Genomic DNA, 12821 nt, shown 5'->3' on the forward strand with positions numbered 1-12821 from the left:
AAATAAAAATGTATGCGTTTTCAAATAGAGTGGAGACTTTGAAGCCCTCTGCAATCCGCGAGAGAATGAAATTTATGAGCAAGCCGGGGGCGATTTCTTTTGCCCAAGGCAACCCCTCCCCAGAGACGCTACCTTATGAGGCTCTTAAGTCCATATCGGCCTACATGTTTGGCAGTAATCCGGCCTCCTTTCTGCAATATGGATTAACTGAAGGGTACACCCCACTTCGTCTGACACTGAGGGAACGCATGCAGAGGCGTTTCTCCTGCGGAGAAGATTTCGATGAGCTGATCATCGTCTCCGGAGCGCAACAGGGTATCGAGCTGGCCTGCAAAATGTTCTGCAACGAAGGCGATGCGATTGTCTGCGAGAACCCAAGCTTTATCGGCTCGTTGAATGCCTTCCGTTCCTACAATGTACAGCTTCTTGGCGTGGATGTGGAGCCGGATGGAATGAATATAGAGCAGCTCGAAGAAACATTGAAGAAGCACAGTAACATCAAGCTGCTGTATACAATTCCTAATTTCCAGAATCCGACGGGTGTAACGATGTCTCTCGAGAAGCGCAAGGCGGTCTATGAGCTGGCGAAGCGCTACAACGTCATGATCCTGGAAGACAATCCTTATGGGGAGGTTCGTTTCCACGGGGAGGATATTCCGAACATCAAGTCGCTCGACACCGAAGGCATTGTCATCTATGTGGGATCTTTCTCCAAGGTGCTGTCAGCCGGAATCCGGGTGGGATATGTTCTTGCACCGCTCGAAGTTGCCCAGAAAATGGTAGTGGTGAAGCAAAGTGCCGATGTGCATACGAATCTTTTCGCACAAGTCCTGGCGGAACGGTTCATGAATGATTATAACTTTGATGGACATATAGCCGAACTGCAAAAGATATATGGACGCAAATGTGACCTCATGCTCTCCTGCATGGAGGAAGGCTTTGGTGACAGGGTCTCCTACAATAAGCCTGAAGGAGGCCTGTTCATCTGGTGCACTCTTCCCGGGGACATCGATCCCGCCCGGTTCTCAACCCAATGCGCTGCAGCAGGGGTTACCTTCATTCCCGGGAATATGCTGGCCATTTCACCTACAGATTGCACCGATGCGTTCCGGTTGAATTTCTCCACCCCAAGTGATCAGCAGATTGTCGAGGGAATTGGCAAGATCTCGGCTGTGCTTAAGGCTTTATAGAATAGTTAGGAGGAGAAACATGATAATTTCAACAGTACCTCTGAATCAGGAGGTTCGGCAGATGGTATGGGAGCAGACCGGTGAGGAAATTACCGTCTGTGGCACAATCTCCGAGATTCCTGCGGAACAGCTCGCCCTTGTGGATGTTATCGTAGCCCGAAATGAGTCGTTTCCCGCTGAGCTTCTGGAGAAATTCGACAATCTCAAGCTGCTCTATATCATGAGCGCCGGTGTGGACAGATTGCCTTTTCTGGAGCTTCGCGCTAGAGGAATCCGTGTCTGCAATGCGAGCGGCATTCACGGGCAGCAGATGACCGAGCATGCGCTTGGTGTAATGATTGCCTTCAGCCGCGATATCAGCGGCAGTATCCGCAATCAAGGCAAGCGGATGTGGGGGGATTACAGCCGTCTCAGCGAGCTGGCGGGCACAACACTGTGCATTATCGGCGCCGGCCGGATCGGCAAGGATATCGCCAAGGCGGCATCTGTCTTCGGCATGCGGGTCATTGGACTGAAACGGTTTGCTTCACCGGTCGAGGGCTTTGAGCAGGTCTATGATATGAGCAGGCTGCATGAGGTGCTGAAGCAAGCTGATTATGTCATTCTCCTTACTCCGCTAACGAAGGAAACCGTGAATCTAATGGGCGAGCGGGAGTTTGCCGCGATGAAGGAGACGGCAGTCTTCCTCAATCTGTCACGCGGAGAGACCGTGGACGAAACGGCGCTGATTGCAGCACTGCGGGGCGGTGTGATCGGAGGTGCGGCGCTGGATGTCTTCCGGCAGGAGCCGTTGCCGGTTGCAAGCGAGCTTTGGGATATGGAGAATGTGATCATTACTCCGCACAGCGCCGGTATTACCCGGAATTACGTGGAAAGCTCCATCCGGCATTTTGTAAAGAATCTGCTATTGTTCAGAAGCGGACAGGAGCTGCTCAGTCCCGTAGATCTTGTGGAATGTTATTGATGCATAGAGCATTGGGGGCAGAGGCCGAAATGAAGGGGGAACCAGTCGTGCGGGAGCAGATTGAACATTATTTCACCAGCCATAGAAGCGAGTTCATCGAGAGCATCAGGAAGCTGATTACTGTCCGAAGCGTCAAGGGTGAAGCGCTCCAAGGCAGGCCGTTTGGAGAAGGTCCCGCAGAGGCCCTGAAGCTGGCACTTGAGCTGGCTGATAGCCTCGGGCTTCGCACCGCTAATATCGAGAATTATGTGGGCACGGTGGAGGTCAATGACAAAGAGGCCAAGCTGGGTATTCTCGCCCATCTGGATGTTGTGCCCGAAGGCTCCAATTGGACCTTCGATCCGTATGCGGGAACGGTTCAGGATGGGAAAATCTTTGGAAGAGGGGCGACCGATGACAAGGGGCCGGCAGTCGCGGCATTGTACGCCCTTGCTGCTGTGAAAGAACTGGGAATTCCGCTGAAGTCAGGCATCAGGCTTATTCTCGGAACAGATGAAGAGAGCGGCTTCGGGGATATTCGCTACTACTTTTCCAAGCACCCGGCACCGCCGCACCTCTTCACGCCGGACGGCGAATTTCCGGTGCTGAACACAGAGAAGGGCGGGCTTCACACTTCATTTGAAGCGGGATTTGCCGATGAAGGGCTGCTTCCAGCCATCTTGTACGCCAAAGGAGGCTCCCGTTCCAATGTCGTGCCTGCTGAAGCCGAAGCGGTCATTGAAGGATTGGATCATGTGGTCACCAACGCCTATGCCCGTGAGATCGGGAGGAAGACAGGAGCGGCATTCAAGGTCACGGCACTGGAGGACGGACAAGTGAAGCTTACTGCCGAAGGAGTGGGTACGCATGCCGCAGGTCCGGGGCAGGGGATCAATGCTGTGACCGCTCTGATTGCGCTGCTGACGGAGCTTCCGTTTCCCGACAGTACAGGTTTTCGTGCACTTCGGAGCCTCGCGCAAATCTTCCCGCATGGCGATTATTACGCCCATGCGGCGGGAATTGCAATGCAGGACGAGGTATCTGGGAAGCTTACGCTGAATTTTGGAATCTTCGATTATACGCCGGTGAAATTGTACGGGTTCCTGGACTGCCGGACTCCGGTCTGTGCCACCGAGGAGAACACAATGCATGTTCTGGCGGAGAGGCTGGAGGCGTCCGGCATTCAACTGGAACGTTCGGGCTTCACCAAGGCACATCATACCCCGGCAGATTCGCCTTTTGTTCAGACTCTACTGGCAGCTTACACTCAATATACCGGGCTTGAAGGAGGCTGCGAGTCCATCGGGGGCTGGACCTACGTGCACGGCATAGACGGGGCTGTCTGCTTCGGAGCCACCATGCCGGATATGGACACACGGATTCATGGAGCTGATGAATTTGCGGTGATCGATGACCTACTTACCGCTGCCCAAATCTATACCCAGGTCATTATTGATATATGCAGCAGGGACTAGTACACCCTCAACTGCCCAGCGCAAAAAAACTACTGTTCACCGCTTGTTTTGCCACAACGCGTTGAACAGTAGTTTTTTGGGGTTTGCGGCGACTGCATTTGTATGCTGAACAAAGGTTGGTAACATATGCACTCAAGGCTGGTTTCGGTAAGCTTCCGGTGTGAGACCGGTGCTCTTTTTAAACAGGCGGAAGAAATATTTCTCATTGTCAAAACCAAGCGCGCCTGCAATGATATATACTTTATCATCCGTAGTTTTTAACAAAGTTTTGGCGTGTTCAATCCGCAGTTTGTTGATGAAATCCGTGAAATTCTCCCCGGTCTTCTCCTTGAACAAAAAGCTTAAATAACTGGAGTTCATAAAAAATAAAGAGGAAACCTTCTCCAAGGTCAGATCCTGCAAATAGTTTCTGTGAATATAAACTTTCACGTTATCGATTACATTCGGTGAAGAATAAGGTGTGCTGTCTTTAAGCAGTTCCGCCAAGTCTGGCAGCACATTCATGAAATACTGCCGGATTTCCTCCGGGTCAAATGATGTATTAAGTACAGCCTCCATGCTGGAAGAAGTCGTTTGATAGGCAGTATCCGGAAGACGTAATCCGAGCAATTGTTTGATTTCCGCAGCCAGTTCCTGGCATTGGTGTTTGAGCTGGAATAGTGTGGCACTCGGCAGCTGCATATAAAAAGTAATGAAATCGACGACACTTTCCCTAACCTTAGAGGAATGTCCGGCTTCCAAATAGAACATCAAGTCCCCGGTTTTATTCCATAAAGGCATTTCCGAAGGACGGTCTTCGGCGTTGTAAACGATTATGGAGCCATAATCCATGATCCCCTTGCTGTTCATTGCGCTTAAGCATTCCTTCTGCGCCTGATACAGTTCGGCCATATTGGACTTAGCAGCGCTGAGGCCCGCAAATACTCTGTTATAGGGAATCTCACGCAGCGTCTCGAACAATTGATCGGCGTAAAGAAATGCGAAGCTAGTGTCCATTCCTTTATAGGAAACCCGCTCATATGAAGCGAATACCACGAATACCAAATGTTCGTTCACAGGGTGCGGGACTGAAATGAAATCTTCATGAATGCCAGCGGCAAAAAGATCCGGATTGATCTGCGTGGAACTATACACCGTCAACAGAACATAGAAACTTGCAGCCCCGAAACGGTTCATCTGTTCAGAATGAAAAGAAACGGGTTTGCCTGTTTGCTCATCCAAGATGAGATGCAGCAGTTTTTGCTGATCCAATTGGCGAATCATGGCTTCATTTTCACTTTTGGATAATGCAGCCTGTTGCTTGGCGGCACGTTCCGATGCTAACGAATCAATGGCTTTGCGCAGCGCTTGATGGATTTCTTCGCGGCTGAACGGCTTGAGTACATAACTGACTACTCTGGCGGAGATCGCCTCCTGCATATATTCAAAATCAGCATGTCCGCTGATGACAATGATCTTTTTAAGAGGATATCTCTCCTGCATGACCCGCAGCAAGGATTTGCCATCCATCACCGGCATCCGCATATCGGTCAGGATCAGGTCGGGGTCGGTTTGCCCGATCAGCTCCAGCGCATCCTCTCCGTTCTCTGCCTCCCCGAGCAGGACGAGCTCCTGTTCAAAGGACTGGATCTTCTTGATTAGCCCTTTTCGAACGAGGTATTCATCGTCGATCACAATAAAAGTATGCATTTGCATCCGTCCTTTTCTTTAATTTACCGGGATGGTGATCTTCACTGTGGTACCCAAGCCTTCCAGACTCTCAAAGGTAAGTCCATATCCGGGACCGTAGTACAGCACAATCCGCGAATGGACGTTTTTAATCCCGATGCTCCGTTTATTTCTTTGTCCAAAGCCGCCAAATTCCGGGGGTTCGGCCAGCAGGGCTTGAATCTCGGCAACTTGGGCTGTCGTCATGCCGATCCCGTCGTCGATAATTTCAAACACCAAATCGTTTCCTTCTCTACAGCCGTTCACAGTAATGCTGCCTTTACCTTTTTTATTTTCAAGTCCGTGATAGAGCGCATTCTCCACCAGCGGCTGTAAAATGAGCTTCAGGATTTTACTGCCTTGCACCCGCTCGTCAATTGTCTTGTGAAAAGAGATTTTGTCTCCGTACCGGATTTGCTGGATCGCCATATAATTGTCCACATGCTGCAATTCCTCAGAGGCCGTGACCAGCTCGCTTTCTGTCTTGATACTGTACCGGAACATATCGCCAAGCGCTTTGGTCATGGTAGCGATGCTTTCCACTTCCTCAATTTCGGCTATACTGTTAATGGACTCGAGCGTGTTATATAAAAAGTGTGAATTGATCTGCGCTTCCAGCGCCTTCATCTGGGAATCCAGGGTCAGAATGCGGTTCTGGTAGCTCTCGCGGATGTACAGGTCAATGTCCCTCATCATCTTGTCATATTCCGTATATAGAATGCCGATCTCATCGTTTCGTTTGTATTTGACCTTGGAGGGAATGAATTTTTGCGATTTGTTTTTGCGCATGGTCCGGCTGAGCTCAATAATCGGCCTTGTAATCCATACGGACAGGATAATGGAGAGGATCACAAAAAGCACCGCGCAGGTGGCGGAGATATAAATAATCAGCTTTTGTGAAATACCGTATTCCTTATACAGCTTGGAGGTCGAAAGATTTGCAATGACTTTCCAGCCGTTGCTGGGGAAGGCTTGTATTACCGTTATATCATCGGAATTATAGTATTTTGCTTGGTCGCCGTTCATGTTTTGGGCCTTGGTCCACAGATCGGCAGGCAGTGTTGAACCTACTGTGTTCTTTGAACCTTCAAAGAGCAGGGTTCCGTCCTCGTTCACCAAATAAATGTTGGAGAGATTGGCAGCCAGATTACGATTCAAGCCGCTGAATATATCCAGACTGCAATCGAGCATGAAGACGCCAAGAAATTGGCCCGTGTTGATATCGTAAACCGCACGCGAGAAGGAAATAGAAGGTTTTGCGTTAATGAAATAAGGCTTAATTGTATTATCACTGATGTAGAGCTCTCCTTGTTTGGCCAGTGTCTTCTGATACCAGCTGTCTTGCAGCGGATTATAATCTGCCTTGAGGTCGCTTGCCGAGCCATAGCTGATAAATTTACCATCCGGTGTGAACAGGTAGATGCCATTGATATAGTCGTAGCCCAGCAGCACATTCTGGAAAATCAGCTTTAGCTTATTGCGGATTGTATAGATTTCGAAAGAGTCATTTGTAGCCTGGAGCTGCTTCAATTCGTCACTGACGGTTCTATACTCCGTTGAACTGGAGGATTGCTGCTGGAAGGTGATCGAAATCCGTTCAATATTTTGCAGGACAGCTTCAATGCTCTCGACCGCATTCCCAATGGTTGTCGCTGCCACTAAGGAAGTCTGCTTATTTACAAGCTCGGTATAACTCCGGTAGGAGCTAAAAGTGACTACTATAATTGGGACAATAGAAACAATAAGCAGCACCAGAAACAGTTTGGTTTTGATATTAAAGAATCGCAATCCAATTCTTCCTTTCGCGAAAAGCGTTAATGACCGCTGTAATCCAAAGATAGTGCACTCAAATGACCAAAGTAAGTATACCGCCGATAATTGTAAAATGAAAGCGTAAACAGAAGTACACTTTATAAACGGAAACGAAAGAGGGGTCTTAATCTATGAAAGCTAGAAAATCACTTTGGGCCGGTCTCACCGCTTTGATTTTGTCTGCGTCACTTCTTGGCGGCTGCGGTTCGAGTTCAAACAATGAGCCGGCTGCTTCAAACGGCAGCAAGGCTGATTCGGGCAATTCCAGTGCTAAACCGGTGACGATTACTTTAATGATGTCAGGGACAAAGGCACCGGACGGTCAGGATTTTGTATTGGACATTCTTCCTAAGCTGGTTAAGGAAAAATTCCCGAATGTAACGCTGGAAACTTCAAAATACCCGGATGAGCAGTATATTACCTCTGTACGTACGAAGCTGGCGGCAGGACAAGGACCCGACATCTTCCTTGTGTTCCCGAGAAATGCATCGCTTGCTGTGAACGATATGGCGAAAGCAGGCTTTACCGCTGATCTGTCTGACCTGAAATTTTTAGACAATATCAGTAAAGGCGCCAAAGAAGACATGTCCTATAAAGGGAAGCAATATGCGATTCCCTCAGGCATGGATATGCTAGGGGTTTACTACAATCAGGAGCTATTCCAGAAGGCAGGAGTTACCGAGCAGCCCAAGGATTGGCCTTCCTTTCTCGAAGCCTGCCAGAAGCTGAAAGATGCGGGAATCACTCCAATCGTTCTAGGGGACAAAGATCCGTTCTTCATTCAGTTCGGGATGTATCAGATTGCGGCTAATGTCGTTTATCCAGATGATAAAGAGTTCGACACGAAACTGCAAAATGGTGAAACTTCGCTGACGGATCCGAAATGGGTGAAGACGGTTTCCATGTTCAAGGAACTGTATGATAAGGGTTATGTTGTTAAGAACTCCCTGGGGCTTGGCAGCGCTCAAGCGGCCCAGAATTTCATTGACGGCAAAGCTGCAATGGTGTTTGACGGAGACTGGGATTACCCGACATTGACTGCTAAAGGCGCATCTGAGTTTACACGCGGATTCTTCGCGCTCCCGGCTAATGATGCCGGCAAGCCGACTTATATTGCTGCGGCGACATCCGCCGGTTATGCCATCAATGCCAAATCGGAGAATATAGCTATCGCCAAAGAAATTTTGAATTACTGGTTCGACGGCCAATCCAACCTGTTCAAGAGCTGGGTGGACTCCAATACTTCCATCAGCGTATACAAAGGCGTTCCGCTCAATCATGAGCTGTTCAAAACTGTATTCGATGACTATAACACTAACGGAAACTCCATCTATTTCCCGAATCAGATGTGGGTGACAGGTGTAGCTGAAGAAATGGAAGCGAAGTTTGCCAACATTATCGGCGGACAGAAGACGACGCCGGAGGAAGTGACTGCGGCCATGGACAAAAAGTATAAGGAATTGGCAAAGAGCAAGAAATAGACATACAACTTTAAAGGATCACCGGCCATAAGTAATGGCCGGTGCATCCGGGATTAAAAGGGAGATGAGAGAAATGAACCGGACTGTAATGAAAAAAACGATGTACTTTTTTGCCATCCCTGCTTTGGTATTTTACCTGATATTCTGGATCTTTCCGATTCTGAAGCTGTTTCAATACAGTGTTACCGACTATAACGGGTTCTCGCCGGATTTTAATTATATCGGCTTGGACAACTTTAAAGACTTGTTCGCAAGCGGAACACTCGGAACCTCGCTGTGGCACACAATATTGTATACCGTAATCAGTGTCGCATTAGGTAACTTGATTGGATTAGCACTTGCTTTGATGCTGAATATGAATATCCGCGGTAAGGGCTTTTACCGGTCGATTTCGTATATTCCTACCTTGTTCAGTGCAATTGTCGTAGGTTTTATCTGGAGTTATGTCTATATGCCCGATTCCGGGATGATCACCACCCTTTTGTCCAAAATAGGCGTTAACACAGAAAACATCAATTTTCTCGGTAATTATTCCACCGCCCTGTACTCGATTATCTTTGTGGAAATCTGGAAAAATATTGGCACTACGATGATTATCTTTCTGGCTGGTCTGCAGACCGTTCCTAAGGACTTGCTGGAAGCGGGTGAAATTGACGGCTGCGGCCCGTGGCGTCTATTGAGAAATATCAAGCTTCCGCTGCTTGCCACTTCGGTGACCATCAATATTACACTAAGCTTAATCAATGGTCTGAAAGCCTTTGACTTCCCGTTCATTATGACCAGCGGCGGTCCTGGAACTTCGACTAACACCCTTATTTTCTCAATTTATAAAATGGCCTTCACGGAGCAAATGTTTGGCAAAGCCTCTGCGCTTGGTATCCTGTCCTTCTTGTTCATTATGGTCATCACAGGAATCTTCGTGCTCAATATGAACAAACGGGAGGTGTCGGCATGACGTCGATGACCAAAAACATGTTTGCATCCGATCCAAAGCGAGGAGCGTTAAAACGGCTAAGCGGCCGAAACCTGGGGAAAAAGGCACTGGTTCAACTACTGGTTATTGCAGTGATGGTCCTCAATTTGATTCCTCTGGTGATCGCGTTGTCCACCTCGCTGCGTTCTCCGGATAATATGAGCAATCCCGTCAATTTATTTAATGAGTTCTCGCTGTCCAGTTACCGCTCTGCATTTGAACGAATGCATTTTTCGCAGGCCTTTATGAACAGTCTGGTTCTGACCGGCATTTCCGTGATCGTCGTAGTACTGATTGCGTCGATGGCTGCCTATCCGATGGCCCGGATCAAGAGCAGAACCAGTCAGTTTCTCTATCTGTTCTTTCTTTCGGGACTTGTGGTTCCCGGTCAAATGGTCCTGATTCCGATTGTGCAAATGCTGAACAGCCTGCACATTCCGAGCACGCAGTATACGCCGATCCTGATGTTCATTACGTGCAGCCTGCCGTTCTCTACGTTCCTGTATACCGGTTTTATCCGCAGCGGAGTACCGGAGGAAGTGGAAGAGGCCGCGCATATCGACGGGGCCGGACTGTTTTACCGGTTCTGGAAAGTCGTATTTCCACTGCTGATTCCGGTTACTGTATCGGTTATTATTACGCAGGGCGTATGGATCTGGAATGACTACTTCTTTAATATGATCTTCATTACCAAAGCTTCGCAATCACCGCTGCCGCTGGCAATGCTCGGTTTCATGGGCGACCAGCAGAACCCTACACAGTGGAACGTGCTGTTCGCCGCCTGCATCTTGTGCGCGCTGCCGCTGCTCATCGCATTTACCTTCCTGCAAAAGTATTTCGTGGGCGGGCTTACCGTTGGTTCGGTAAAGGGTTGATCTGCTTAGTGATAAATCTAGATTAGGAGGTTGGATGATGTCCCAAGCTATAGGGCAGAGTGCAGCAGTGAACATAAAAAAAAATGAAGCTTTTGCCCAGGCGGCAGAGCGGCTTATTCCCGAATTATTCCATGAGGTCTGCCGTCCGCAGCATTTGATTAAAGTCATAACCGATGAAGAAGCTGTTCATGGCTGGAGAACTGAGGTTGTACAATCGGCCGATGAACTGCCTTCGCTTGCCCTTGGAAAAGGGGATGAGGTCATTTTGGATTTTGGCAAACACTTGGTGGGCAAATTGTCGCTTCATATTGAGCCGGATGGAAGTCCGCCTGATGCGCCGCTGTATTTAAAGGTAATCTTGGGAGAAATGCCGGTTGAAATGGGGGAATCCTTTGCCGAATATGAGGGCTGGTTAAGCCGTTCCTGGCTGCAGGAGGAAACCTATCATTTGGATGTATTGCCTCACACACTGCATATGGAACGCCGTTATAGCTTCAGGTATTTGAAACTTCAGGTACTGGACACCTCCGTGAAGTACAAGGTGATCTTCGATGATGTCTACTGTACAACCGTCACTTCGGCCTCACCTGAAATGATTGTTCCGCTGAAGCATACTGACGAGGAGCTTGCGCGGATTGACGAGGTCAGCATCAAAACGTTGGAAGACTGCATGCAGGAGGTTTTTGAAGATGGACCCAAGCGGGACCGCAGACTTTGGCTTGGTGATCTTCGGCTGCAGGCGCTGGCCAATTACGAAACGTTCAAAAATTACGATTTGGTCAAACGCTGCCTGTATCTTTTTGCTGCTTATCCAACAGATAAAGGACTGATTACGGCTAACCTGTTCATGAAGCCTGTGGTCATTCCCGATGATACCTATCTGTTCGACTATTCGCTCTTTTTTGTGGCTGCGCTGGGTGACTATTATGAAGCTACTCAGGATATGGACACGCTTCGTGAGCTGTGGCCAACCGCATTTCGGCAAATTGAATTGTCGCTCGAACGGTTGGATGCGCGTGATATCGTACTGGACGATCCATCGTGGTGGGCATTTATTGATTGGAAGGATCAATTGAGTAAAGTAGCCTCCGCCCAGGCGATATTAATCTACAATATGAAGTCGGCACTGCAGCTTGCGGCAATACTGGAGGATCACAATCAAGAGTTCCTGCAGGCGAGCATTGAAAGGCTCACAGCGGCAGCATTGCAATTCCTGTGGAGTGATAAACTACGCTTCTTCGTGAGCGGAGAACAACAGCAAATTTCCTGGGCCTCGCAAATCTGGATGATACTGGCCGGTGTATTAGATGAAGCGAAAGGTAAAGAGCTGCTTGTGCGTCTGCTTGAGGAGAAACCCGGTTTAACCTTGACTACTCCTTATATGATGCATCACTTGATTGAGGCCCTGATCCAGGTTGGCGAGCGGGAAAGAGCAACGCTGGAGATCAAAAAATATTGGGGACAGATGATTAAAGACGGAGCGGATACCTTCTGGGAGCTCTACGATCCGGAGAACAAAAACTTTTCTCCTTATGGAAGTTACTTAATTAACAGCTATTGTCATGCCTGGAGCTGTACACCGTCTTATTTCATCCGTAAATATCATTTGTAACAGCAAAAAGGAAATCATGGTTTTGATGATAAAAGCCCCTGTTCATTGCTTGTCTATCACAAGCTCTGGGTCGAAAAGAGTGGCAGCGGACATGTGGTGATGATGGCTTGTGAGGTTCCAAAAAGAGTATCAAGGATCGTAGAGGAATCGAGTACTGTTGTAGCGAATTCTGAAAGTTAGAATAATCAATAATTAGATAAATATACCAATGATCTTGCAGGCAAGCTCAAAACAGTTGAATCTAAAAAAACAGAGCAGGTAACAGATGAACAACTTGAAACATTAGTTCCTGCGCTTACAGTGGTTGAACCTTACTTGGATAAAGAAGGGGGCGCTGCCGGTAAGAATGATGCAGGATGGTTGTCCGGGAAAAATGGTGAGGTGAACTGGAAGAGCGTACCAAACTTTGGTCATACTTTTGAAACACATGGCGCAGGCAAAAAAACTTTAGATTCATTGAAAGGACGAGCAAGAACAGTGAATGAACAAGGAATAATGACAGAACAAGGTCAATGGCTAGATAACCAACAAGCAGCAAAATTATTAAATTTGTATGGTAAAGTTGATAAGCCAACTATATTAGAAATACCAGAGGGATTAGGACAAGTAATACAACCTTCCTGGGATATAACACCAGCTCACAGAGCCGTTATTATTCCAAACTTAAAAACAGGTAAAATAAAAACTGCCTACCCTGTAAGTGATGCTTTTGAATTAAAAGGATAATCATGACAAAAATATATAGGATATATA

10 protein-coding genes are annotated in these 12821 nt (G+C 48.0%); 8 read left to right on the forward strand and 2 right to left on the reverse strand.

Annotation, left to right across the window (positions count from 1 at the left end; genetic code table 11):
* Positions 1 to 8: 8 nt before the first annotated feature.
* Genes A3849_RS28105 through A3849_RS28115 form a run of 3 tightly spaced genes read left to right on the forward strand, consistent with a single transcriptional unit; the run spans position 9 to position 3608 of the window.
* Positions 9 to 1190, forward strand: coding sequence for an aminotransferase-like domain-containing protein (locus A3849_RS28105; protein ID WP_074114384.1), 1182 nt, complete (start codon positions 9 to 11; stop codon positions 1188 to 1190).
* Positions 1191 to 1209: 19 nt separating this feature from the next.
* A complete protein-coding gene (locus tag A3849_RS28110; protein WP_074114385.1) occupies positions 1210 to 2154 on the forward strand; it encodes a D-2-hydroxyacid dehydrogenase in 945 nt (314 codons plus the stop codon).
* 29 nt (positions 2155 to 2183) lie between these two features.
* A complete protein-coding gene (locus A3849_RS28115; protein WP_074114392.1) occupies positions 2184 to 3608 on the forward strand; it encodes a Sapep family Mn(2+)-dependent dipeptidase in 1425 nt (474 codons plus the stop codon).
* A 132-nt stretch (positions 3609 to 3740) separates the two neighbouring features.
* Here A3849_RS28115 and A3849_RS28120 read toward each other — a convergent pair whose 3' ends face one another.
* Both A3849_RS28120 and A3849_RS28125 read right to left on the reverse strand, forming a co-directional pair.
* Positions 3741 to 5297 (reverse strand): response regulator transcription factor, encoded by a 1557-nt coding sequence (locus tag A3849_RS28120; RefSeq protein WP_074114386.1) that lies wholly within the window; start codon positions 5295 to 5297, stop codon positions 3741 to 3743.
* A gap of 18 nt (positions 5298 to 5315) precedes the next feature.
* The gene (locus tag A3849_RS28125) at positions 5316 to 7103 is read right to left on the reverse strand and encodes a sensor histidine kinase (RefSeq protein WP_074114387.1); all 1788 of its coding nucleotides are present in this window, start codon (positions 7101 to 7103) and stop codon (positions 5316 to 5318) included.
* A gap of 155 nt (positions 7104 to 7258) precedes the next feature.
* On the opposite strand from A3849_RS28125, the gene A3849_RS28130 reads away from it, so the two are divergent.
* From A3849_RS28130 to A3849_RS28150, 5 genes are all read left to right on the forward strand, one after another.
* A complete protein-coding gene (locus tag A3849_RS28130) occupies positions 7259 to 8608 on the forward strand; it encodes an ABC transporter substrate-binding protein (protein ID WP_074114388.1) in 1350 nt (449 codons plus the stop codon).
* Between the two features lie 73 nt (positions 8609 to 8681).
* A complete protein-coding gene (locus A3849_RS28135; RefSeq protein WP_074114389.1) occupies positions 8682 to 9563 on the forward strand; it encodes a carbohydrate ABC transporter permease in 882 nt (293 codons plus the stop codon).
* Positions 9560 to 10456, forward strand: a complete 897-nt coding sequence (locus A3849_RS28140) for a carbohydrate ABC transporter permease (RefSeq protein WP_083609704.1) — start codon at positions 9560 to 9562, stop codon at positions 10454 to 10456. Before A3849_RS28135 ends, A3849_RS28140 begins: the two co-directional genes overlap by 4 nt.
* A 37-nt stretch (positions 10457 to 10493) precedes the next feature.
* A complete protein-coding gene (locus A3849_RS28145) occupies positions 10494 to 12068 on the forward strand; it encodes an alpha-L-rhamnosidase-related protein (RefSeq protein WP_074114390.1) in 1575 nt (524 codons plus the stop codon).
* A gap of 315 nt (positions 12069 to 12383) precedes the next feature.
* Positions 12384 to 12794, forward strand: coding sequence for a hypothetical protein (locus tag A3849_RS28150; protein ID WP_074114391.1), 411 nt, complete (start codon positions 12384 to 12386; stop codon positions 12792 to 12794).
* Positions 12795 to 12821 lie beyond the last annotated feature (27 nt).

This window comes from Paenibacillus sp. P46E, from assembly GCF_001909095.1.
GTDB classification, from domain to species: Bacteria; Bacillota; Bacilli; order Paenibacillales; family Paenibacillaceae; genus Paenibacillus_AQ; species Paenibacillus_AQ helianthi.